This is a genomic window from Burkholderia sp. B21-005, assembly GCF_020843965.1.
In the GTDB taxonomy this organism is placed as follows: domain Bacteria; phylum Pseudomonadota; class Gammaproteobacteria; order Burkholderiales; family Burkholderiaceae; genus Burkholderia; species Burkholderia ambifaria.
Genome location: NZ_CP086301.1, coordinates 1,467,982 through 1,490,025 on the forward strand (window position 1 = coordinate 1,467,982; position 22,044 = coordinate 1,490,025).

Sequence of the window (22,044 nt, forward strand, 5' to 3'; positions counted from 1 at the left end):
CTTACGACTTCTTCTTCTGCTGGTCCGGGTCGATGATGACCGTGCAGGTCGTGCCCGCCGACAGCACCACGTCGGCCGGCACTTCGTCGATCCGGATGCGTACCGGCACGCGCTGCGCGAGGCGCACCCAGTTGAAGGTCGGGTTCACGTCCGCGACGAGGTCGCGGCTTTGCGGGTTGTCGCGATCGTAGATGCCGCGCGAGATGCTCTCGACGTGACCTTTCATCACGCCGCCGCTCATCAGCCGCATCTCGGCGGGGGCGCCGATCTTCACGCGCGGCAGCTTGGTTTCCTCGAAGTAGCCGTAGACCCAGAACGAGTGGCTGTCGACGATCGCGAGCTTCGCCTGGCCGGCTACCGCGTAGTTGCCCTTGAACGTCTGCAGGTTCGTGACGTAGCCGTCGACCGGCGCGACCACGCGCGTGCGTTCGAGATTGAGCTTCGCGGCGTCGAGCGCGGCGATCGCCTGCTGGTACTGCGCGTCGGCGCTGGACGCGCTGTGCGCCGCGTTCTCGCGGTTTTCCTTCGACACGACGAGCGCGTCGAGGTCGGCGCGGCGGGCCGCGTCGTCGCGGCGCATCTGCAGTTCCGCGCGGCGGGCGGCGACGGCCGCCTGTGCCTGCTCGACCGCGATCTGGTAGTGCGACGGGTCGATCTGCATGATCAGGTCGCCCTTTTTCACGAGCTGGTTGTCATGCACGGGCAACTCGACGATCGCGCCCGACACGTCCGGCGCGACGTTGACGATCTCGGCGCGCACGCGCCCGTCGCGGGTCCAGGGATCGTCCATGTAGTGCACCCACAGCGAGCGCCCGATCAGGATCGCGACGAGAAGGATGACGGCGGTCGCGACGAAGCCGAAGAGTTTTCTGAGAATCATGATGGTTCGGAATCAACGGTAAACGGCAAGACTCAGTCCGCCGCAAATGCAGACGAGAAGGCACGCGCGGAACAACGACGGGTGCCAGACGTGACGGTAGAGGCCCGTATAGGCGAGCACGCGGTCGACGGCCCAGGTCGCCAGCGCACCCAGGACGAACATCAGGACCACCGTGGGCATGTAGGCATCGAGAATGGCGATTTCACGCGGCATCATGACGAGGCTCCTTGTTGGGGACGCACGGGGCGGTTGCGGTTGAGCGGCTCGAGCGGCGATTCCGGATCGAGCAGCGCCGTGCGTACGAAATGCAGATGGCTCAGGATGCGCTGCAGCCGGTGGCGCTCGTCGCGCGACGACGTGACGGCATCGAGTGTGTGCCGGGTTGCGTCGATCGCGGCGTTGACCGCCGCGAGCGTCGCGTCGAAGCGCTTCGCGCTCGGCTTGCTGAACAGCGCGGACAGCGCGGTGCGCATCGTCTCGATCGCGCGTCGCCACGGCGTCGTCGGCGCATGGCGCGGGTCGGACGGCAGCGTCGCCAGCTCGGCGCGCAGGTCGAGCACCGCGTTGCCCGTTTCCAGCACCGCGAACATCCAGCGCAGCGCGTCGCGCTGCACGTCGGGCTGGTCGGCCGACAGCGTGTGCGCCTGATACATCAGGTCGCGCGCGCCGCTCTCGAAGCGCGTGCGCAAGCCGGCCAGCCGTGCGTGGCAGGCCGCGACCACCTGATGGCGCAGGTCGGCGAACAGCCGCTTCTTCAGCCACGGCGCGGTCGGCGGGAACAGCACCGCGAACGCGATCGCCGAAACCAGCATCGACAGCACCAGCGCGAGCGCATCGTTCATGAAGCTCGTCGGGTCGTAGTGCGTGATGTTGTCCGGGCCGGCGAGGAAACAGAAGAAGATCAGGTAGCCCATCCCGTAGCCCGCGAGCTTCGGCTTCAACGTCATGTAGATGCCGATCGCGAGCAGCGGCGCGAGCGCCACGCACAGCAGCGGGAAGCCGTCGATGTGCGGGTAGATGCCGAACATCAGCAGGAAACCCGTGCAGACGGCCAGGGCCGTCCCGATACCCATCTGCGCGGACATCGCGGTCGGGCGCGGCGTCGACGACGCGAGCGCGCAGGTGGCCGCCGCCGTCAGCGTCATCGTCACGCCGCTCGGCCACGCGGTCTCGATCCAGAACCAGCCGAGCACGAGGATCACGGTCGCGGTGCGGATCGCGGCGATTACCATCGCCGTCACGTTGGTGCGCGGCTCGTAGCGCTCGATCCAGCGTTCGCGCTCGTGCGTCGCGGTCGACAGCGACGCATAGGTCGCCGCGTATTCGTGCAGGTCGGTGATGAAGCGGTACAGCAGCTCGGCGGCCGTGTCGAAGTCGAGCAGCGGAAAATCCGGCTGCGCTTCGAGCGCCGCGCGCGTCGCGCGAATGCGGCGCGGCAGCGCGTCGCGCCATGCAAGCAGCTGTTCGGCCGCGCGCGCCGCGTCGGTCGACGTGCGCACGGGTTCGCCATTGCGGGTCAAGAGCGGCGCGATCTCGCGGAAGTACGGCTCGATCGCATCGATCGCGGCCTGTGCGCCGGCCGCGCGCAGCCGGTTCATCAGCTGGTGCAGCGCATGGAAGCGGCTCGACACGCTCATGAACTCGCTGTTCAGCCGCGCGAGGCGGCCGCTGCGCATCCGCGTGTCCGGATCCTCGAACACGGCCATGCTGCGCGCGGCCTCGAAACCGACCACGTCGGCGACGAAGCGCGTATGGATCGTTTCGATGTGCGCGCGGTCGAGCTTGCCCGACAGTGCCGCCGCGACGTAGTCGACGAAGCTGCCGAAGCGCTTGCGTACCGTCGTGCGCATCTGCTCGCCCGTGTACTGCGGAAACACGAGCGCGCTGACGACGCCGGCCGACACGATCCCGATGATGACCTCGGACACGCGCGTCATGGCGCTCATGAACGCGCCGTCCGGATGCTGCGACGCGGGCAGGCCGATCAGCGCGGTCGTATAGCCGGCGAGCAGGAAGCCGTAGCTGCGGAAGTTGCGGTTGCGCGCGGCACCGGCCGTGCACAGTGCGATCCACAGCGCGACCGCAAGCAGGAACAGCTGCGGCTGCTGCGGGAACAGTCCGACGAACGTGAGCGTCGCGATCAGCCCGAAGATCGTGCCGGCGACCCGGTAGAAGCTTTTCGCGAGCACGGCGCCGCTTTGCGGCTGCATCACGATGAACACCGTGGTCATCGCCGTCTTCGGCGCCGGCAGGTCGAGCCGCATCGACACGCCGGTCGCGATGAACGCGGCGAGCAGTGCCTTGAACAGATAGAGCCACGCGGCGCCGTCGCTGCGGGCCCAGTCGCCGAACGCGGCGTACCAGGCCGCGAGCGGGCCGCCGGCGTGCGTGGAAGCGGAGGAGGAGACTGACATGGCGGTCGCTCCGCGTTACCGTGCGGCCGGCGTGGCGCGCGCGCCGGCCGTCGCGACCTGCGCGGGCCGGGCGATGGCCGCGACGGGCTTCGCACCCGATGCGGCTGCCGGCGCGGCGGCACCAGCGGCGGATTCGTCGCGCGACGGATGGTCGCCCGGTCCGTCCTGACCCGTTTCGACGCCGCCGCCGAGCGCGGCCATGAGTTGCGCGTGCGCGGCGAGGCGTTCCGCGTCGATGCGGGCCGCCGTCTCCTGCGCGCGCAGCAGCTGCTGTTGCGCGATCAGCACGTTCACGTAATCGGTCAGCCCGCGGCGGAAGCCTTCGCGCGACAGCTGGTAGCTGCGATCGTTGGCGGCCACCGAGCGCGCGGCGTCCTTCTTCTGCGTTTCGAGCGAGCGGATCCGCACGACTTGGTCGGCGATGTCCTTCAGCGCGCCGACGACCGTCTGGTTGTAACGCTCGACCGCCTGGTCGTAGCCGGCATCGGCGGCACCGAGTTGCGCGCGCAGGCGGCCGCCTTCGAAGATCGGCAGCGACAGCGCGGGGCCGGCCGTCCAGCCGCCGTTCATCGCACGCAGGAAGTCGGTGAACGGCGCGGTCACGCCGAAGCCGCCGACCGTCGCGAGCAGGTCGATGTTCGGGTAGAACGAGGCTTTCGCGACGTCGATGCCGCGGGCCTGCGCGTCGACCGTCCAGCGGGCCGCAACGACGTCCGGGCGGCGGCCGAGCAGGTCGGCCGGCATCGCGGACGGCAGGCCGGCCGGCGCGTCGAGCGACAGGCTCGGCCGCTTGATCGCGTCGCCGGCGCCCGGGCCCTTGCCCGCGAGCGCGGCGAGCTGGTGGCGCGCGAGCTGGATGGCTTCTTCGTAGGTGTCGATCTGGCGCTCATAGTCGGGCAGCGTCGATTCGGCCTGGCTGACTTCGAGCTGCGTGCCGAGCCCGGCCTGCAGACGCTTGCGCGCGAGATCGGCCAGCGAGCGCTGGCGTTCGAACGTCTCATGCGCGAGGTCGAGCAGCGCGTAGTTCATCGACATGCCGACATACGCGCGCACGACGTTGACGTCGAGCTCGAGCCTCGCCGCCCGTGCGTCGGCCGCGGTCGCATGCGCGGTGTCGAGCGCGCGCTCGGTCGCGTTCTTGTCCTTGCCCCAGAGATCGAGGTGGTACGACAGGCCGAGCGTGCCGGTGTTGTTCCACGTGTCGGTGTCGGCGAGCGGCCCCGGGCCGTAGTAGACGTTGTCGGGCCAGTGCTGGCGCATCAGCGACAGGTTGCCGTTGATCTGCGGCAGTTCCGCCGACCGGGCGACGCGTGCCATCGCCTGCGCTTCGCGCACGCGGGCCTCGGCTGCCGCGAGGGTCGGGTTGCCGGCCTGGGCGGCGGCGATCCACGCGTCGAGCTGCGGATCGCGGTACGCGCGCCACCAGTCGGACGCGGGCCAGCCCGCGTCGCGGTCGGCCGCGCGGATGGCCGCGCCGGCGTCGAGCGTGTTCGCTTCGATGCGGGTGGACTTGGGCTTGTTGTCGCCCATGCTCGCGCAGCCGGTCATTATTAATGAGACTGCAAGAACCGCCAGTGCCAGCGTCCCTTTTGTTGCCGGAGACCGCACGATTTTCTCCCTTTCGGATATAGATGAGTCGGATGCGATTATATTTTTCAGTGATTCCTGAATAAATGGACAACGGTGCAAGTCATTTTTACGAATCCTGAGATAATATTTGTTGGCCCCTGTGCAACAATCCACCCGGATTCAAAGGGGTAATGGGATGGATACGTTACAAAACATGCGGGTATTCGTCCGCGTGGTCGACGCGGGAAGCTTTACCGCGGCCGCCCAGCAGATGAATTCGACGACCGCCTATGCGTCGCGCGCCGTGTCGGATCTCGAGGCGCACCTGCGCACGCGCCTTCTCAACCGGACGACACGCCGGATCGCGCTGACCGAAGCGGGCGAGCGTTACCTGCAGCGCTGCGAGCAGATCCTCGCGTACGTCGACCAGGCTGAAGCCGAAGCGGGCGACGCGCACGCGCGCCCGTCGGGCAAGCTGAAGGTCCATTGCTTTACCAGCCTCGGGCAGCACTACCTGGTGCCGGCCATTGCGCGCTATCGGCAGCGCTATCCGGACGTCCACGTCGAGCTGACGCTCGCGCAGCGGATGCCCGACCTGCTCGACGAGGGGTACGACGTCGCGATCGTCGTCGGCCGCGACCTGCCCGATTCGGGGCTCGTGTCGCAGCGGCTCGGCGAGAGCTACAGCGTGGTGTGCGCATCGCCCGCCTATGTCGACGCACACGGCGCGCCGCATACGCCGGCGGATCTCGAGCAGCACATCTGTCTCGGGATGGTCGCGCCGGGCTTTCACTTCGCCGAGTGGGCGCTGTCGGGGCCGCGCGGCGACGAGGTGATTCCGATCACGGCGCCGCCGTTCCGCGTGAACGTCGCCGAGGCGCTCGCGGTGGCCGTGCGGGAAGGGATGGGGATCGGCGGGTTGCCGCTCTATTCGGCGATCGGCGGGCTGCGCAGCGGCGACATCGTGCGCGTGATGCCCGAATACCGGTCGCACGTGATGAACATCTACGCGCTGTATCCGTCGCGTCAGTACCTCGACGCGAAAATCCGTACCTGGGTCGATTTCCTGCGCGACGAGTTGCCGGCCACGCTCGAAGCCGACGAAGCCGCGCTCGCGCAGTTCACGGCTGCGACATGATGGCGCGCCCGAGCCCGATCTGACGAGATTTGTCGTTCGCGCAACATTTTTTTACCATCGGGCGGCAGACAGTTTGATACTGTTGAAACATAGAGACATGGATCTGCCCACACCCGGAGTCGCAATGGATACGCAATTGATGATCGGCCTTGGCGTTCTGCTTGGCGCGGCGGCGGCCGCCGCGGCCACGCGTGATCTGCTGCGCGCGATGAAGGCACGCATGAAGCCGGTGCCGGTGCGCGCGTCGTCGAACGGATCGCGCCGCGCCGACCGCTGATCGGCCGGCATTCCGGATCGGAGAGGGCCGCATCGCGCGGCCGCATGGCCCGGCGTTCAGCCGAGCTCGACCACTTTGTCCCACGCAAACGCGGGATTTTCCACCTCGCCGGTGCGCCGGTAGATATAGCCGCGCGGGTTGCACACCACGTGCGTGCCGCTGTCGGTCACGTAATCGAATGAAGTATGCGTGTGGCCGTGGATCCACAGGTCCACGGGCGGCCGCACGAGTTCCGCCATGTCCGTGACGAATCCCGCCGACGCCAGGTCCTCCGCGTAACGCTCCGCGAGCGAGCGCAGATGCGGCGCATGATGGGTGACGACGATCGTCCGGCCCGCGAACGGCGTCGCGAGCCGCGCTTCCAGCCACGCGCGGCCGTGGTGGTGCAGCGCGATCGCGTCGGCGGGCGTGAAGTCCCGCTCCGGCGTGCCGCCCGCATGCAGCGCGGCTTCATGCGGCCACGTCACCTGGATCAATCCCTTGAAATCGAGCATCACGCGCAGGCCGGCCTCGATCGCGCGCGCGACGCTCGCATCGTCCGCGCCGAACAGCGTGAAATCGCTCCACAGTGTCGTGCCCAGCACCCGAAAGCGCCGCGCCGGATCGACGTACACGCCGTTGTTCAGATAATGCACGTGGTCGAGCGTATGCGCGGCGTCGCGCATCGCGGTTTCGAGCGCGCCGAATTCCCCGTCGTAGTACTCGTGGTTGCCCGGCACGTAGACCACCGGCACGTCCGGATCGAACGTCTCGGCGGCCCAGCGCAGGCCTTCCGCATGATTGTGGATGTCGCCGGCCAGCACGACGAGATCCGCGTCGGCATGCACGATCGTGTCGGGCTGGTTGCATTCGAGATGCAGGTCGGACAGGACGCGGATTCTCATGGACGTCGCTCCGGGGTGGGGGGCTTCAGCGCAGGACCTTGCCGGGATTCATCAGCCCGCGCGGGTCGAGCGCCGTCTTCAGCGTGCGCATGAGCGCCGTTTCGACCGGCGACTTGTAGCGCTGCGCGTCGTCGATCTTCAACTGGCCGATCCCGTGTTCCGCGCTGATCGTGCCGTGGTGGCGATGCACGTTGTCGTAGACGATCCGGTTGATCGGCTTCTGGAATTCCGCGAGGAACGCCTTCGGGTCGCCGCCTTCGGGCGTCTGCACGTTGTAGTGCAGGTTGCCGTCGCCGAGGTGGCCGAACGTGACCATCCGCGCGCCCGGCGCGGCCTGCTGGATCGCCGCGTCGGTTTCGTCGATGAAGCGTGCGATCGACGAGATCGGCACCGCGATGTCGTGCTTGATGTTGAGTCCCTCGTCGGCCTGGGCGAGCGGAATGTGTTCGCGCAGGCCCCAGAACGCGCGCGATTGCGCGAGATTTTCCGCGACCACCGCGTCGACCACGAGCCCCGCCTCGAACGCCTCTTCCATCAGCTTCTCGAACAGCGCGCGCGCATGCGCTTCGCTCTCGTTGTCCGACAGCTCGAGCAGCACCGTCTGCGCATGGGGGCGATCGAACGGGTAGCGCAGCTGCGGATAGTGCTTGCCGACGAGTTGCATGCAGAAGTCCGACATCAGCTCGAAGCCGGTCAGCAGCGGGCCGGCCGCGCGCTGCGCGAGCGCGAGGAAGTCGAGCGCCGCGTGCGGCGACGCGAGCGCGGCCAGCGCGGTGACTTGCGCGGCGGGCAGCGGATGCAGCTTCATCACGGCGGCCGTGATGATCCCGAGCGTGCCTTCCGCGCCGATGAACAGGTCGCGCAGGTCGTAGCCGGTGTTGTCCTTGCGCAGCCCGCGCAGGCCGTCCCAGATCTCGCCCTGCGGCGTCACGACCTCGAGCCCGAGGCACAGTTCGCGGGCGTTGCCGTAGCGCAGCACCGCGGTGCCGCCCGCGTTGGTCGACAGGTTGCCGCCGATTGTGCAGCTGCCTTCGGCGGCGAGGCTCAGCGCGAACAGCCGGCCGCCTTCGCGGGCGCGCGCCTGCACGTCCGCGAGGATCACGCCGGCTTCGACCGTGATCGTGTTGTTGTGCGGATCGAGCGCGCGCACGCGGTTCAGGCGCGCGAGGCTCAGCACGGCCTGGCCGCCGCTCGCGTCGGGCGTCGCGCCGCCGGCGAGGCCCGTGTTGCCGCCCTGCGGCACGAGCGCGACGCCGTGCGCGTTCGCGAGCCGGACGAGCGCGGCGACTTCCGCCGTATCGGCCGGTTTCAGCACCGCGCACGCGCTGCCCTTGTAGCGGCGGCGCCAGTCGGTCAGGAACGGTTCGGTGTCGTGCAGATCGGTCAGCACGCCGGCGGCGCCGATCGCGTCGCGGCAGGCGGATACGAAGGCTTCGGAAGAAATCATCACGGTCGGTCGCGTAAGGGTCAGGACGCAGCGCGCTGCTTTTTCGCCAAGCGCTTGAACGGCGCGACGTAGGCAAGCGCCGCCACGAAGAAGCCGACGGCGAGCGCGGTCTCGCACCAGCCGAGCGTCGCGGACAGCCCGCGGTCGGACATGCCGCGCACGATGCCTTCGGCAAAATAGACGAGGATCAGCATGCTCGCCCACTGCATCGTATAGATGTTACGCCGCCAGACGCCGGGCAGCGCGAGCGCGAGCGGCACGGCCTTGAGCATCAGCGCCGAGCCGCCCGGGCGCAGCGGCGCGAGCCACAGCTCCCATGCGAGCGACAGCGCGATCAGCGCGACCAGGCACGCGGCGGCGGCCAGTGCGTAGCGCGGCCGGGCGACGACGGCGGGGCGGGCGGGCGCGTTCATGCGGCTTCGGTCGCCTGAGCGGCGGACAGCGCGGCCGCCGCGCGGGCGAGCCGCACGCCGAGCGCGGCCGCGAGCGCTTTTTCGTCGGCCGACAGCCCCGCGGCCGCGCTGCGATCGTGCTGCGACACGTGCGACGCGCCGTAAGGCGTGCCGCCGGTGCGCGTCGTGCTGAGCGCGGCTTCCGTGTACGGGATCCCGACGATCATCATCCCGTGATGCAGCAGCGGCAGCATCATCGACAGCAGCGTCGATTCCTGGCCGCCGTGCAGGCTGCCGGTCGACGTGAACACGCTCGCCGGCTTGCCGGTCAGCGCGCCCGACAGCCATTGCGGGGTCGTGCCGTCGAGGAAATACTTGAGCGAGGCGGCCATGTTGCCGAAGCGGGTCGGCGAGCCGAGCGCGAGGCCCGCGCATTCCTCGAGATCGCGCAGTTCCGCGTACGGCGGGCCGTCGGCGGGGATGTCGGGGGCGGTGGCTTCGCAAACCGTCGAGACGGACGGCACGGTGCGGATGCGCGCCTGCATGCCGGGCACGCTGTCGACGCCGTTCGCGATCGCGAGCGCGAGATCTCGCGTGGCGCCGTGACGGCTGTAATAGAGGACGAGAATGTCTTTCATGGGCGACGGGGCCGCGTGCGGCCGCGCGGATGCCCGGTGCAGTCGGCCCCTGCTGGATCGAGCGGCTATTATAGGGGCTGAAGTCGTCGCGCAGCGCGGCGGCGGCGCGCCGTCGGGCGCGCGGCATCAAGAAGGAGAAACCGTTTGCCGAAGTTGAGCGTCGATCTCGACACCATCAAGCGCCTCGCGCAGTTCGCGGCCCGGCGCAGCGCCGAGGATCGCATCCCGCAAGTGGCGGGCAGCCTCACGTTCACGACGATGCTGGCACTCGTGCCGCTCGTGACGGTCGCGTTCGCGCTGTTCACCGCGTTCCCGATGTTCTCGTCGTTCCAGATCTCGCTGCAGGGGTTCCTCGCGGACCACCTGATGCCTGCGCAGTTCAACGTCCAGATCTTCAAGTACCTGAACCAGTTCGCGTCGAAAGCCAAGGGGCTGACGACGGCCGGCCTGATCGTGCTCGTCGTCACGTCGGTGATGACGATGATGACGATCGAATCCGCGTTCAACCTGATCTGGCGGGTGCGCAAGCCGAGACCGTTCGCACAGCGCGTGCTCGCGTACTGGGCGCTGATCACGCTCGGCCCGCTGCTGTTCGGCGTGAGCCTGTCGATCTCGTCGTACCTGTTTACGCAGTCGCTGGCGTTCACCGGCGCCGCGCCGTCGACGTCGATCGTCGAGTGGCTGCTCGCGCTCGTGTCGCTGCCGCTGACCGTGCTCGCGTTCACGCTGCTGTACGTGTACCTGCCGAACTGCACGGTCGCGTGGCGCGACGCGGTGATCGGCGGGCTGTTCGCGGCCATCGCGTTCGAGCTTGCGAAGCGCGGCTTCGGCTATTACGTGCGGCGCATTCCGACCTATACGGCCGTATACGGCGCGTTCGCGGCGCTACCAGTGTTCCTGCTATGGGTGTACCTGAGCTGGTTCATCGCGCTGCTCGGGGCGATGGTCGCGTCCGCGTTGCCGGCGATCCGCGTCGGGCAGTTCCATCGCATCCACTATCCGGGCAGCGACCTGCTCGACGCGCTCGAATTGCTCGCGCGGCTGGCCGAGGCGCACGCGGTCGGCAAGGCGGGCTATACGGCGACGCGGCTCGCGACCATGTTGCGCTGCGACATGGAAACCGCGCAGCGGCTGCTGCTGACGATGGAGGAGCGGGAATGGATCGCGCGGCTGGATGGCGGTGAAGTCGGGCCGCGCTACATCCTGCTAGCGAACCCGGCGCGCCTGACGCTCGCGCAGCTGTTCGACGTGCTGGTGATCGACCGCACGGAGTTGACCTACCAGCTGCAGCGGCGGCGCAGCCACGTCAATGGCGCGGCCTTGCTCGAGGTGCTGTCGAACGACCGCTTCGACGTATCGCTCGCGTCGCTGATCGCCGCGCACCGGCTGACGGGCGCGCAGCCGGCGGAAAGCGTGCCCGGGCCGGTGCCCGGCGGGGCGCCCGACCCGCACGCGCGGCCGCCGAAAACGGCGTGACGCGGTGCCGGGCGGGTGTTACAGCCCAATCTTGCCCGTGCAGATGTCCTTGAACATCACCCAGTCGCCCATCAGGCTGTAGATCGGGTGCCGGAACGTGGCGGGGCGGTTCTTCTCGAAGAAGAAGTGTCCGACCCACGCGAATCCGTAGCCGCACACGATCGCCGCCGGCAGCCACAGCCAGTGGCCCGTCGCGATCGCCATCGCGACGCAGCCGATCACGCCGAGCGAGCCGATGAAATGCAGCCGCCGCGACGTCAGGTTCTGGTGTTCGTTCAGGTAGTACGGGTAGAAATCAGCGAAGCTGGCGAATTGCTCCGTATGCGTATGCGCCATGGCCGTCTCCTCTGGCCGCCGTCCATGCAGCCATTGTGCGGCGGGCGGCCCGCGTCCGCAAGCGCCGGCGGCCGCGCCGCGCGGGCCCGCGCTTTCCTTTTGACAGGCTTTCCGATAGGATCGAAAGCGATTTGCATTCAAGCATGAGGGGACTACGATGCGCGTCAGCGATATTCTGAAAGTGAAGGGCAACACGCTGTTTACGGTGACGCCCGATAAGCCGCTGCGCGAAGCGGTCGATACGATGGCCGAACACGATATCGGTTCGCTCGTCGTGATGGAGTACGGCGATCTCGTCGGGATGCTGACGTTCCGCGAGATCATCCTGCGCCTGCATGTCAACGGCGGTGCGATCGGCGACGTGCAAGTGCGCAAGGTGATGGACGAGCCGCTCACCTGCACGCCGGAAACCGATGTCAACGAAGTGCGCCGGATGATGCTCGAGCGCCATGCGCGCTACATGCCGGTGCTCGACAAGAAGGTGCTGATGGGCGTCATCTCGTTCTACGACGTCGCGAAGACGGTCGTCGAAGCGCAAAGCTTCGAGAACCGGATGCTGAAGGCGTACATCCGCGACTGGCCGGAATCGGAAGCCGAAGCGCACAAATCGTGAAGCACGCCGCGCCCGGTGCCATGACGCGCGGGCGCTGCCATCCGACGACCGGCGGCGCAGGTTCAGCCTGCGCCGCCGTTTTTTCAACAACAACAACACGAGGCCCGCGCAGCTTCGCCCAGACGATGCGCGCGTATTCCGCATGAGCGATCACACGCAAGTCTCTTCCGCGTCGCGCGGCGAACGGCGCGCCCACGCGTCGCAGTTCGACCTGTTGCGCCAGCGCCGTTTCGCCCCGTTCTTCACGACCCAGTTCCTGGGTGCGCTGAACGACAACGTGTTCAAGATCGGTTTCACGTCGCTCGTCACCTATCACACCGCGCGCTTCTCCGGTGTCGATGCGAAGACGGCCGCGTTCCTGATTTCCGCGATCTTCATTTTGCCGTTCGTGCTGTTCTCGGCCACGTCCGGCCAGATCGCCGACAAATACGACAAGGCGACGCTCACGCGTTTCGTGAAGACCTTCGAGATCGCGCTGATGCTGGTCGGCGCGGCCGGGTTCGTCACGCACAGCGCGACGCTGCTGTATCTGTGCACGTTCATGATGGGGATGCACTCGACGCTGTTCGGCCCCGTCAAGTATTCGTACCTGCCGCAGCATCTCGGCGAGCATGAGCTGGTCGGCGGCAACGGCCTCGTCGAGATGGGCACGTTCATCGCGATCCTGATCGGCACGATCATCGGCGGCGCGGCTGCGGGCATCGAAGGCAGCGGCGAGCGCGTGCTTGCCGTCAGCGTGGTCGTCATCGCGCTGGCGGGGCGGCTCGTCGCGCAACGCGTGCCGCCGACGCCGGCGCCGCAGCCCGATCTCGTGATCAACTGGAACCCGTTTAGCGAAACGTGGCGCAACCTCGGCCTCGCGAAGCAGAACCGCACCGTGTTCCTGAGCCTGCTCGGCATCTCGTGGCTGTGGTTCGTCGGCGCGACGTTCCTCACGTCGTTCTTCAACTTCGCGAAGGACGTGCTGTCCGCGAGCCCCGACGTCGTCACGGTCCTGCTCGCGACGTTCTCGGTCGGGATCGGCCTCGGCTCGCTGCTGTGCGAGCGGCTGTCGCAGCGGCGCGTCGAGATCGGCCTCGTGCCGCTCGGCTCGATCGGCATCAGCGTGTTCGCGATCGAGCTGTATTTCGCGAGCCGCTCGCTGCCGTCGCCCGGCCATCTGCTGTCGGTGGGGGAATTCCTGGCCGGCGGGCGCCACTGGCGCATCCTGGCCGATCTGTTCCTGCTCGCGATGTTCGGCGGTTTCTACAGCGTGCCGCTGTATGCGCTGATCCAGAGCCGCAGCGCGCCGACCCACCGTGCGCGGATCATCGCCGCGAACAACATCCTGAACGCGCTGTTCATGATCCTGTCGGCCCTGATGGCGATGGGGCTGACCCACGCCGGTGTCGGCATCCCGGGCCTGTTCCTCGTCACCGCGCTGCTGAACGTCGTCGTCGCGACGTACATCTACCTGCTGGTTCCCGAGTTCCTGCTGCGCTTCGTCGCATGGGTGCTGGTGCACACGTTCTACCGGATTCGCCTCGTGCATGCGGAGCGCATCCCGGAGGAGGGCGCGGCCGTGCTCGTGTGCAACCACGTGAGCTACGTCGATGCGCTCGTGCTGGCCGCCGCGAGCCCGCGGCCGATCCGGTTCGTGATGGATCACCGGATCTTCAAGGCACGTTTTGCGAGCTGGGTGTTCCGGCATGCGAAGGCGATCCCGATCGCGCCGCGCCACGAGGATCCCGACATGCTCGCGCGTGCGTATGACGCATGCGAGGCCGCGCTGAAGGACGGCGAACTCGTGTGCATCTTCCCCGAAGGCAAGCTGACCAAGACGGGCGACATCAACACGTTCCACCGCGGCATCACCGAAATCCTGGGCCGCACGCCGGCGCCCGTGATTCCGATGGCGCTGCGCGGGCTCTGGGGCAGCTATTTCTCGCGCCATTCCGATGCGCGGATGCCGCGGCCCATCAAGCGCGGCGTGATGAGCCGGCTGACGCTCGCGGTCGGCGAGCCGATATCGGCATCGATCGCGACGCCCGAGGCGCTGCAGGCCGCGGTGACCGAACTGCGCGGCGCGCGCAAGTAAGCGCGGCGGGCCCGGCGGCATCGCGCCGGGCCGTATGGATGGCCGGCCCGTGTGGTCTGAACGGTTCACACGGCCCACCGGCCCGGGACGGCTGGCATAATAGCGGTTTACCTCTTTTTCTCGACCGGCAAACGATCGGCCTGCCCGCGGCCCCGGCAGCGCATCGGTTTGTCCATTTCTCTTTGGGCGGTTCCATCATGTCCGGCAATACCCTCGGCACGCTTTTCACTGTCACGACCTTCGGCGAATCGCACGGTCCCGCGATCGGCTGCGTGATCGACGGCTGCCCGCCGGGAATGGGGCTGACTGAAGCCGACATCCAGTTCGAGCTCGATCGCCGCAAGCCCGGCACGTCGCGGCACGTGACGCAGCGCCAGGAGGCCGACGAGGTCGAGATCCTGTCGGGCGTGTTCGAAGGCGTGACGACCGGCACGCCGATCGCGCTGCTGATCCGCAACACCGACCAGCGCAGCAAGGACTACGGCAACATCGTCGAGACGTTCCGTCCCGGCCATGCCGACTACACCTACTGGCAGAAGTACGGCATCCGCGATTACCGCGGCGGCGGCCGTTCGTCCGCACGCTTGACCGCGCCGATCGTCGGTGCGGGCGCGGTCGCGAAGAAGTGGCTGCGCGAGCGTTTCGGCGTCGAGGTGCGCGGCTACATGAGCTGCCTGGGCGACGTCGACGTGCCGTTCGTCGACTGGTCGCATGTGCGCGAGAACCCATTCTTCTCGCCGAACGCGGCGATCGTTCCGGAACTGGAAGCCTACATGGACGCGCTGCGCAAGGACGGCGACTCGATCGGCGCGCGCATCGACGTCGTTGCGTCGGGCGTGCCGGTCGGCTGGGGCGAGCCGGTATTCGACCGTCTCGACGCGGACATCGCGAAGGCGATGATGAGCATCAACGCGGTGAAGGGCGTCGAGATCGGCGCGGGGTTCGACAGCGTCGCGCAGCGCGGCTCGGTGCACGGCGACGAACTGACGCCGGCCGGCTTCATCGGCAACCATGCGGGCGGCGTGCTCGGCGGGATTTCGACTGGGCAGGACATCACCGTGTCGATCGCGATCAAGCCGACGTCGAGCATCCGCACGCCGCGCCGTTCGATCACGAAGGCCGGCGAAGAGGCGACGGTCGAAACCTTCGGCCGCCACGATCCGTGCGTCGGCATTCGCGCGACGCCGATCGCCGAGTCGATGCTCGCGCTGGTGCTGATCGATCATGCGCTGCGCCATCGCGCGCAGTGCGGCGACGTCGAGACGTCGACGCCGAAGATCGCCGGCAGCGCGACCTGATGCGCGCGGGCCGGCGCCCGCCGGCTCGACCGATACGATGCGAAACGGGGCGCCTGGAGCGCCCCGTTTTCATTGAGCTGCCCGCGCCGGCGGTGGCGGCGCGGCCGATTCACGCACCCGCAGTTCCGGCAGCACCGCGAAACCGGGCCCGGTTTCGCCATTCCCGAGCGCGTCGAGCAACGCGTGGGCGGCCTTGCGCCCGATCGCGGCGGTGTCGACCCACATCGTCGTCAGCGACGGCCGGATTTCGCGCGCCAGCGCGACGTCGTCGAATCCGGTGATCGACAATTGCGACGGCACGTCCAGCCCCAGTGCCTGCGCCTCGAGCAGCGCGCCGAGCGCGAGGGCGTCGTTGCCGCAAATCACGGCCGTCGGGCGCGTCGCCCCGCTGTCGGCAATCGCGCGCAGGCTCGCCCGCCCGAACGCGATCGTTGCCGCGCCCTCATGCTGGTGTACCGGACGAACCGCGAGCCCGCGCGCGGCAAGCGTGTCGTGAATGCCGCGCAGGCGGGCCTGCACGCGGTCGTTGTCCGCGGAAGGCTGCATGATGATCGCGAAATCGCGGTGGCCGAGGTCGAGCAGGTGCGTGGTCAGCCGCGCGAATGCCGCGCGGTTGTCGAAGCCGATGCAGCAGTGCGGGCTGTCGTCGCGATACGCGTAGGTCACGACATACGGCACGCGATGCTGGTGGAGCAGTTCGAAGACTTCCGGCGGATACGCTTCACCGACCAGCGACACGGCTTCCACGCCGCGCGACAGCATCGCGCGCACCTGTGCCAGCGCTTGCGCGGGGTCGTAATTCGAGCAGCCCAGAAAGAGGGTGATGCCGTGTTCGGCCATGACCGCCTGCATTCCCGCTACCTGCGACGCGAACACCTGGTCGTCGAGTGTCGGGATGATCGCCCCCGTGATGTGGGTGCGCGTGGACGCGAGTGCGCGGCCGGCGGCGTTCGGAATCCAGTTCAGCGCGCGTGCGGCGTCGCGCACGCGCTGCTGTACGTCGGCCGATACCTTGCCGGGATCGTTGTACACGCGCGAAACGGTCGCGGTCGACACGCCGGCGAGTTTCGCGACATCCCCGAGCACCGACCGGCCGCTGCCCCGGCGTGCGCGCGTCGCGCCACCGCTGGAAGGAGGCGTGCTCATCGGGCCCCCCTGGCCACGGCTGTCGCGCAGACGCCGCCCGTTCTGAAAAGCGCCATCGTTTACCCTCGATTCATCGTGGTCCCGCTTGCATTTCCATTCTTGCCTGTGAGAATGTAAGCGCTATCTTGATGCGAATCCGTATTATGTCAGACATAGATTCCAGCTGCATTGTGAAGTTTTTGTCGACGTCGGCCTCTCCGGCCATTTTGTTTGTCTCAAATGTAAGCGGTTACATTCGATGATGAATTCTGTAAAGCCACCCCGAATCGCCGTCGTCGGCAGCGTCAACGTCGATCTCGTCACACGCGCGCCGCGTCTGCCCGTACCGGGCGAAACACTGCTCGGCACCTCGTTCCAGACCGTCCACGGCGGCAAGGGGGCGAACCAGGCGGTGGCTGCCGCGCGCCTCGGTGCGTCGGTCGCGATGATCGGCTGCGTCGGCAACGACGCGTTCGGGGCACGCCTGCACGACGCGCTTGCGGCGGAGCGTATCGACGTGACGCACCTGCACCGGATCGACGGGGAGGCAACCGGCGTCGCCACGATCACGGTCGACGCACACGGGGCGAACAGCATCGTCGTCGTGCCCGGTGCGAACGCATGTCTCGATGCCGCATTGATCGACGCGTCGCGCGACGTGATCGCCGGCGCGGCGCTGATGGTGTGCCAGCTCGAGGTGCCGATCGAGACCGTCGCGCGCGCCATCGGCAGCGCCATCGCCCATCGGACGCCCGTGCTGCTCAATCCGGCGCCCGCCCGGCCGCTGTTCGACGCATTGCTGGCCCGCATCGACTACCTCGTCGTCAACGAAACGGAAGCGGAGTCGCTGACCGGCATCGCCGTCGGCGATGACGCATCGGCGGTGCGCGCCGCGGATGTGCTGTGCGCGAAGGGCGTCGGCAACGTGCTGGTCACGCTCGGCGCGCGCGGCGTCTGCTGGCGAGGGACGGCAGGGCACGGCCGCCATCGGGCGAGGGCGGTGGTCGCCGTCGATACGACGGCGGCCGGCGACACCTTCGTCGGTGGGTTCGCGGCGGCCCGTGCGAGCGGTGCGTCGATGGATGACGCAATTGCATACGGCCAGCACGCGGCCGCGATCAGCGTGACGCGCCACGGCGCGCAGACCTCGATTCCCACACGCGAAGAAGTGGAGCGTGCGGCCGAATAGATTCCGCGACGAGGGAAAGGGCCGGAGCCCGGCCAACCATTCAGGACAATGGAGACAGACGCAATGAACGAGAATCATGCAGTTCCCACTGCGCCCCCACGTATCCGGCGCGGACAACGTATCGCGCTCGCGCTGTTGATGGTGAGCGGTATCGTCAACTATCTCGACCGCGGCACGCTGGCCGTCGCGAGTTCGGCCATCCGGAACGATCTGGGTCTGTCGCTCTCCGAGATGGGCTTGCTGCTGTCTGCATTTTCGTGGAGCTATGCGTTATGCCAGTTCCCCGTCGGCGGACTCGTCGATCGCATCGGACCGCGCCGTTTGCTGGGCGTCGGGCTGATCGTCTGGTCGCTCGCGCAGGCGTCGGGCGGCATCGTCGCCACCTTCGGCTGGTTCATCGTCGCGCGTATCGTGCTCGGCATCGGCGAGGCGCCGCAGTTCCCGTCGGCGGCGCGGGTCGTGAGCAACTGGTTTCCGCTGCGCGCGCGCGGGACGCCGACCGGCATCTTCAACGCGGCATCGCCGCTCGGCACCGCGCTCGCGCCGTTGCTGCTGGCGGTGCTCGTCGCCTCGTTCAACTGGCGCTGGGCGTTCGTCGCGACGGGGGCGCTCGGCCTCGTCGTGGCCGTCATCTGGTTCGCCCTGTACCGCGATCCGGCGCGTGCGCAATTGACGGCAGCGGAACGGGCGTATCTCGATGACGATGCGCAGACTGCCGTCGCGATGCCGAAGCTGACCTTCGCCGACTGGCGCAGCCTGTTCTCGCACGGTACGACCTGGGGCATGCTGATCGGATTCTTCGGGTCCGTGTATCTGAACTGGGTCTACCTGACCTGGCTGCCGGGGTACCTGACGATGGAGCGTCACATGAGCCTCATTCGCACCGGGTTTGCGGCGTCGGTGCCGTTCCTGTGCGGATTCGTCGGCTCGCTGGTCGCCGGCTGGCTGTCGGATGTGGTCACGCGCCGCAGCCGCTCGCCGGTCGTGAGCCGGCGCAACGCGGTGGTCGTCGCGATGCTCGGGATGGTCGCATTCACGATTCCGGCCGCGCTCGTGCAGAGCAACACGGTCGCGCTCGCGTGCATTTCGGTCGTGATCTTTCTCGCCAATGCGGCATCGGCGTGTTCGTGGGCGCTCGCGACGGCGGCCGCACCGCCGAGCCGCATCGCATCGCTCGGCGCGATCCAGAATTTCGGCGGTTTCATCGGCGGGGCGCTCGCGCCTATCCTGACGGGTGTCATCGCGCAGAAGTGGTCGTTCGTGCCCGCGCTGCTGACGGCGGCGGCAATCGCATTCGCTGGTGCGATGGCCTACCTGCTGCTGGTTCGCAAGCCGATTCCCGAGCAGGCCGCGAGCACCGCGTCCGGCGCGCTGCCGGCCTGAGCGCCGCGCCACCATCACGTATTGACGAAAGCAAGGAGAAACAGATGCAACACCATCAGCAGTCGAGCGCGACCATCGAGGGGATCGTACCGGTGATGCTGACGCCGTTCGACGACGCCGGTGCCATCGATTACGCGGGGCTCGAGCGACTCATCGAATGGTATCTGGCGCACGGCTCGGATGCGCTGTTCGCGGTCGCACAATCGAGCGAGATGCAATTCCTGAGTCTGGCCGAACGGGCGGAACTCGCGCGTTTCGTGGTCGAGCGCGTGGCCGGGCGCGTGCCCGTCGTCGCGTCCGGGCACATCAGCGACGATCTCGATGCGCAGGTCGCCGAGCTGCGCGCGGCCGCGGAATCGGGCGCACAGGGCGTCGTGCTCGTGACCAACCGCCTCGACCCGCAGCGCAAAGGCAGCGCCGCGTTTCTCGACCATCTTCACAAGCTGCTGGCGCGCCTGCCGTCGGATTTGCCGCTCGGCTTGTATGAATGTCCGGCGCCTTACCGCCGATTGCTGTCCGACGACGAACTGCGTGCGTGCATCGACACCGGCCGCTTCGTGATGCTCAAGGACGTGAGTTGCGACCTGGCGACGGTGAAGCGGCGCGTTGCGCTCGCCGCGGGATCGCCGCTGAAGATCCTCAATGCGAACGCCGCGATCGCGTGGGATGCGATGAAGGCGGGCTCCGCCGGCTTCAACGGCGTGTTTACCAACTTTCATCCGGATCTGTATCGATGGTTGCGCACGCAGGGCGACTCGGATCCGGCGCTCGCCGACGAGTTGTCGACGTTCCTGGTGGTCTCGGCCGTATCGGAAGTGCTGGGCTACCCGGCGCTGGCGAAGATCTATCACCAGCGGATCGGCACGTTCGCGTCGATTCGCTGCCGCGCGATCGACTACGACGTGCGCGAGCGGTTCTGGGCGCTCGATGCGGTGCTCGACAAGATCGTGTCCGGTACCGAGCACTTCCGGCGGCGGATCGCGGCGCGCTGACCGGGCCGCTCCGGCGTGTCGTGCATGCGTCGCACGCCGGAGCGCGGGCAGGGCAGCATCGACGGTCGAACGGGCGAAAAAAACGCCGCGCGAGGCGGCGTTTTCCGGCAGGTTACATGTTCGGGTAATTCGGCCCGCCGCCACCTTCCGGCGTGACCCACACGATGTTCTGCGTCGGGTCCTTGATGTCGCAGGTCTTGCAGTGCACGCAGTTCTGCGCGTTGATCACGAGGCGATCGCCGCCGTCGTCGTTCTTCACGAACTCGTACACCGCCGCCGGGCAGAAGCGGGCCTCCGGCCCCGCGTACGTGCGCAGGTTCACGTTCACCGGCACGTTCGCATCCTTCAGCGTCAGGTGCGCCGGCTGGTTTTCCTCGTGATTCGTGTTCGAGATGAACACCGACGACAGTCGGTCGAACGTCAGCTTGCCGTCCGGCTTCGGATACTCGATCGGCGTGCATTGCGATGCGGGCTTCAGCATCTCGTGGTCCGCATGCTTGTGGTGCAGCGTCCACGGCACGTTGCCGCCCATCACCTTCTGCTCGAGCCCGACCATCAGCGTGCCGAGATACAGCCCCTTGGCCATCCACTGCTTGAAGTTGCGCGCGCGGTACAGCTCCGTGTACAGCCACGATTGCTTGAACGCATCCGGGTACGCGTTGAGCTCGTCCGACTGACGGCCAGCCTGCACCGCGTCGAACGCGGCGTCCGCCGCCAGCATGCCGGTCTTGATCGCCGCGTGGCTGCCCTTGATCCGCGATGCGTTCAGGAAGCCCGCGTCGTCGCCGATCAGCGCGCCGCCGGGGAACACCGTCTTCGGCAGCGACAGCAGGCCGCCCGCGGTGATCGCGCGCGCGCCGTACGACACGCGCTTGCCGCCCTCCAGGAATGCGCGGATCGACGGATGCGTCTTGTAGCGCTGGAATTCCTCGAACGGCGACAGGTACGGGTTCGTATAGCCCAGGCCCACCACGAAGCCGACCACCACCTGGTTGTTGTCCATGTGATACAGGAACGAGCCGCCGTAGGTATCCGACTTCAGCGGCCAGCCGGCCGTGTGGATCACGAGGCCCGGCTTGTGCTTCGCGGGATCGATTTCCCACAGCTCCTTGATGCCGATCCCGTAGGCCTGCGGATCGGCGTTCGCGTCGAGCTTGAACTTCGAGATCAGCTGGCGGCCCAGGTGGCCGCGGCAGCCTTCGGCGAACAGCGTGTACTTCGCGTGCAGCTCCATGCCGAGCTGGAAGTTCTCGGTCGGCTCGCCGTCCTTGCCCACGCCCATGTTGCCGGTGGCGACGCCCTTCACCGAGCCGTCGTCGTTGTACAGAATCTCGGCAGCCGGGAAGCCCGGGAAGATCTCGACGCCCAGCGCTTCCGCCTGTGCCCCCAGCCAGCGCGTGACGTTGCCCAGCGAGATCACGTAGTTGCCGTGGTTCTGGAAGTTGGCGGGCAGCGCCCAGTTGGGCGTGGTGACCGCGCTCTGCTCGGACAGGAACAGGAAGCGGTCTTCCGTCACCTCGACATCGAGCGGCGCGCCGCGTTCCTTCCAGTCGGGGAACAGTTCGTTGATCGCGCGCGGATCCATCACCGCGCCCGACAGGATGTGCGCGCCGATCTCGGAACCCTTCTCGAGCACGCACACGCCGATCTCGGTGCCTTTCTCGGCGGCCAGCTGCTTGAGCCGGATCGCCGCCGACAGCCCGGCGGGGCCGCCGCCGACGATCACGACGTCGTATTCCATCGATTCGCGCGGGCCGTACTGCTCGATGAGGCTTGCGGGGGTCATTGGCGTTCCTCTAACCGTTAGAATGCTTTTATTCGGGAGCGTATTGTCTGCGAAACGAAACGCTTGCCGCAACAGCATGCGAATAGATTAGCACGATCGTTCTATTTTTTGTGCCAGGGTTATGCTGCGT

General features: G+C 67.6%; 20 protein-coding genes. 9 read left to right on the forward strand and 11 right to left on the reverse strand.

The features are described from left to right. Position 1: 1 nt before the first annotated feature. From LMA02_RS06830 to LMA02_RS06845, 4 genes are read right to left on the reverse strand one after another with little or no spacing between them, the layout of a single operon-like run. Positions 2-880 (reverse strand): HlyD family secretion protein, encoded by an 879-nt coding sequence (locus tag LMA02_RS06830; protein ID WP_006755503.1) that lies wholly within the window; start codon positions 878-880, stop codon positions 2-4. Positions 881-892: 12 nt separating this feature from the next. Next, on the reverse strand, positions 893-1,096 hold the full coding sequence (locus LMA02_RS06835; protein ID WP_006755504.1) for a DUF1656 domain-containing protein: 204 nt from the start codon (positions 1,094-1,096) through the stop codon (positions 893-895). Next, positions 1,093-3,294: an FUSC family protein gene (locus LMA02_RS06840; RefSeq protein WP_228907391.1), complete on the reverse strand. Its 2,202-nt coding sequence runs from the start codon at positions 3,292-3,294 to the stop codon at positions 1,093-1,095. Before LMA02_RS06840 ends, LMA02_RS06835 begins: the two co-directional genes overlap by 4 nt. A gap of 15 nt (positions 3,295-3,309) precedes the next feature. Then, complete coding sequence (locus LMA02_RS06845) at positions 3,310-4,902, reverse strand: efflux transporter outer membrane subunit (RefSeq protein ID WP_228907392.1); 1,593 nt, start codon at positions 4,900-4,902, stop codon at positions 3,310-3,312. A gap of 157 nt (positions 4,903-5,059) precedes the next feature. Between LMA02_RS06845 and LMA02_RS06850 the strand changes: the two genes are divergently transcribed. Then, positions 5,060-6,001 carry a LysR family transcriptional regulator gene (locus tag LMA02_RS06850; RefSeq protein ID WP_228907393.1) on the forward strand — a complete coding sequence of 314 codons (942 nt, stop codon included), beginning with the start codon at positions 5,060-5,062 and terminating at the stop codon, positions 5,999-6,001. Between the two features lie 97 nt (positions 6,002-6,098). Then, positions 6,099-6,278, forward strand: coding sequence for a hypothetical protein (locus tag LMA02_RS06855; RefSeq protein ID WP_228907657.1), 180 nt, complete (start codon positions 6,099-6,101; stop codon positions 6,276-6,278). Positions 6,279-6,334: 56 nt separating this feature from the next. On the opposite strand, the gene LMA02_RS06860 is transcribed toward LMA02_RS06855, so the two are convergent. Genes LMA02_RS06860 through wrbA form a run of 4 tightly spaced genes read right to left on the reverse strand, consistent with a single transcriptional unit; the run spans position 6,335 to position 9,639 of the window. Further along, positions 6,335-7,162, reverse strand: coding sequence for a metallophosphoesterase (locus LMA02_RS06860; RefSeq protein ID WP_228907394.1), 828 nt, complete (start codon positions 7,160-7,162; stop codon positions 6,335-6,337). 25 nt (positions 7,163-7,187) lie between these two features. Next, entirely contained in the window at positions 7,188-8,609 is a 1,422-nt protein-coding gene (locus LMA02_RS06865) for an FAD-binding oxidoreductase (RefSeq protein ID WP_228907618.1), read from the reverse strand. A 20-nt stretch (positions 8,610-8,629) separates the two neighbouring features. Beyond that, positions 8,630-9,022, reverse strand: a complete 393-nt coding sequence (locus tag LMA02_RS06870) for a DUF2069 domain-containing protein (protein ID WP_228907395.1) — start codon at positions 9,020-9,022, stop codon at positions 8,630-8,632. Then, entirely contained in the window at positions 9,019-9,639 is a 621-nt protein-coding gene (gene wrbA / locus LMA02_RS06875) for an NAD(P)H:quinone oxidoreductase (RefSeq protein ID WP_228907396.1), read from the reverse strand. Before wrbA ends, LMA02_RS06870 begins: the two co-directional genes overlap by 4 nt. 144 nt (positions 9,640-9,783) lie before the next feature. On the opposite strand from wrbA, the gene LMA02_RS06880 reads away from it, so the two are divergent. Continuing rightward, positions 9,784-11,115 carry a YihY family inner membrane protein gene (locus LMA02_RS06880; protein WP_228907397.1) on the forward strand — a complete coding sequence of 444 codons (1,332 nt, stop codon included), beginning with the start codon at positions 9,784-9,786 and terminating at the stop codon, positions 11,113-11,115. An 18-nt stretch (positions 11,116-11,133) separates the two neighbouring features. Here the strand turns inward: LMA02_RS06880 and LMA02_RS06885 are convergent, their stop codons facing one another. Further along, positions 11,134-11,451, reverse strand: a complete 318-nt coding sequence (locus LMA02_RS06885) for an Mpo1-like protein (RefSeq protein WP_228907398.1) — start codon at positions 11,449-11,451, stop codon at positions 11,134-11,136. A 157-nt stretch (positions 11,452-11,608) separates the two neighbouring features. On the opposite strand from LMA02_RS06885, the gene LMA02_RS06890 reads away from it, so the two are divergent. From LMA02_RS06890 to aroC, 3 genes are all read left to right on the forward strand, one after another. Further along, positions 11,609-12,064 (forward strand): CBS domain-containing protein, encoded by a 456-nt coding sequence (locus LMA02_RS06890; RefSeq protein WP_006755543.1) that lies wholly within the window; start codon positions 11,609-11,611, stop codon positions 12,062-12,064. Between the two features lie 142 nt (positions 12,065-12,206). Further along, positions 12,207-14,141 carry an MFS transporter gene (locus LMA02_RS06895; protein ID WP_228907399.1) on the forward strand — a complete coding sequence of 645 codons (1,935 nt, stop codon included), beginning with the start codon at positions 12,207-12,209 and terminating at the stop codon, positions 14,139-14,141. Positions 14,142-14,338: 197 nt separating this feature from the next. Further along, the gene (gene aroC / locus LMA02_RS06900; RefSeq protein WP_228907400.1) at positions 14,339-15,439 is read left to right on the forward strand and encodes a chorismate synthase; all 1,101 of its coding nucleotides are present in this window, start codon (positions 14,339-14,341) and stop codon (positions 15,437-15,439) included. 69 nt (positions 15,440-15,508) lie between these two features. On the opposite strand, the gene LMA02_RS06905 is transcribed toward aroC, so the two are convergent. Beyond that, positions 15,509-16,585, reverse strand: a complete 1,077-nt coding sequence (locus LMA02_RS06905; RefSeq protein ID WP_228907401.1) for a LacI family DNA-binding transcriptional regulator — start codon at positions 16,583-16,585, stop codon at positions 15,509-15,511. A gap of 238 nt (positions 16,586-16,823) precedes the next feature. Here LMA02_RS06905 and rbsK point away from each other — a divergent pair, with 238 nt between their 5' ends. The 3 genes from rbsK (at position 16,824) to LMA02_RS06920 (ending at position 20,128) form a co-directional block, all read left to right on the forward strand. Continuing rightward, positions 16,824-17,753 carry a ribokinase gene (rbsK, locus tag LMA02_RS06910; protein ID WP_228907402.1) on the forward strand — a complete coding sequence of 310 codons (930 nt, stop codon included), beginning with the start codon at positions 16,824-16,826 and terminating at the stop codon, positions 17,751-17,753. Between the two features lie 63 nt (positions 17,754-17,816). After that, complete coding sequence (locus tag LMA02_RS06915; protein WP_228907403.1) at positions 17,817-19,136, forward strand: MFS transporter; 1,320 nt, start codon at positions 17,817-17,819, stop codon at positions 19,134-19,136. A 44-nt stretch (positions 19,137-19,180) separates the two neighbouring features. After that, positions 19,181-20,128, forward strand: a complete 948-nt coding sequence (locus tag LMA02_RS06920) for a dihydrodipicolinate synthase family protein (RefSeq protein ID WP_228907404.1) — start codon at positions 19,181-19,183, stop codon at positions 20,126-20,128. A gap of 112 nt (positions 20,129-20,240) precedes the next feature. On the opposite strand, the gene LMA02_RS06925 is transcribed toward LMA02_RS06920, so the two are convergent. Next, entirely contained in the window at positions 20,241-21,914 is a 1,674-nt protein-coding gene (locus LMA02_RS06925; protein ID WP_228907405.1) for an electron transfer flavoprotein-ubiquinone oxidoreductase, read from the reverse strand. Between the last annotated feature and the right edge of the window lie 130 nt (positions 21,915-22,044).

Excerpts from the sequence above, each read along its gene's own strand:
- rbsK (WP_228907402.1), top strand. The coding sequence starts at position 16,824 with ATGATGAATTCTGTAAAGCCACCCCGAATCGCCGTCGTCGGCAGCGTC.
- LMA02_RS06830 (WP_006755503.1), bottom strand. The coding sequence starts at position 880 with ATGATTCTCAGAAAACTCTTCGGCTTCGTCGCGACCGCCGTCATCCTT.
- aroC (WP_228907400.1), top strand. The coding sequence starts at position 14,339 with ATGTCCGGCAATACCCTCGGCACGCTTTTCACTGTCACGACCTTCGGC.
- LMA02_RS06855 (WP_228907657.1), top strand. The coding sequence starts at position 6,099 with ATGGATCTGCCCACACCCGGAGTCGCAATGGATACGCAATTGATGATC.
- LMA02_RS06895 (WP_228907399.1), top strand. The coding sequence starts at position 12,207 with ATGAGCGATCACACGCAAGTCTCTTCCGCGTCGCGCGGCGAACGGCGC.
- LMA02_RS06870 (WP_228907395.1), bottom strand. The coding sequence starts at position 9,022 with ATGAACGCGCCCGCCCGCCCCGCCGTCGTCGCCCGGCCGCGCTACGCA.
- LMA02_RS06835 (WP_006755504.1), bottom strand. The coding sequence starts at position 1,096 with ATGATGCCGCGTGAAATCGCCATTCTCGATGCCTACATGCCCACGGTG.
- LMA02_RS06915 (WP_228907403.1), top strand. The coding sequence starts at position 17,817 with ATGAACGAGAATCATGCAGTTCCCACTGCGCCCCCACGTATCCGGCGC.
- LMA02_RS06860 (WP_228907394.1), bottom strand. The coding sequence starts at position 7,162 with ATGAGAATCCGCGTCCTGTCCGACCTGCATCTCGAATGCAACCAGCCC.
- LMA02_RS06885 (WP_228907398.1), bottom strand. The coding sequence starts at position 11,451 with ATGGCGCATACGCATACGGAGCAATTCGCCAGCTTCGCTGATTTCTAC.
- LMA02_RS06925 (WP_228907405.1), bottom strand. The coding sequence starts at position 21,914 with ATGACCCCCGCAAGCCTCATCGAGCAGTACGGCCCGCGCGAATCGATG.
- LMA02_RS06850 (WP_228907393.1), top strand. The coding sequence starts at position 5,060 with ATGGATACGTTACAAAACATGCGGGTATTCGTCCGCGTGGTCGACGCG.
- LMA02_RS06865 (WP_228907618.1), bottom strand. The coding sequence starts at position 8,609 with ATGATTTCTTCCGAAGCCTTCGTATCCGCCTGCCGCGACGCGATCGGC.
- LMA02_RS06905 (WP_228907401.1), bottom strand. The coding sequence starts at position 16,585 with ATGAGCACGCCTCCTTCCAGCGGTGGCGCGACGCGCGCACGCCGGGGC.
- LMA02_RS06890 (WP_006755543.1), top strand. The coding sequence starts at position 11,609 with ATGCGCGTCAGCGATATTCTGAAAGTGAAGGGCAACACGCTGTTTACG.
- LMA02_RS06840 (WP_228907391.1), bottom strand. The coding sequence starts at position 3,294 with ATGTCAGTCTCCTCCTCCGCTTCCACGCACGCCGGCGGCCCGCTCGCG.
- LMA02_RS06920 (WP_228907404.1), top strand. The coding sequence starts at position 19,181 with ATGCAACACCATCAGCAGTCGAGCGCGACCATCGAGGGGATCGTACCG.
- wrbA (WP_228907396.1), bottom strand. The coding sequence starts at position 9,639 with ATGAAAGACATTCTCGTCCTCTATTACAGCCGTCACGGCGCCACGCGA.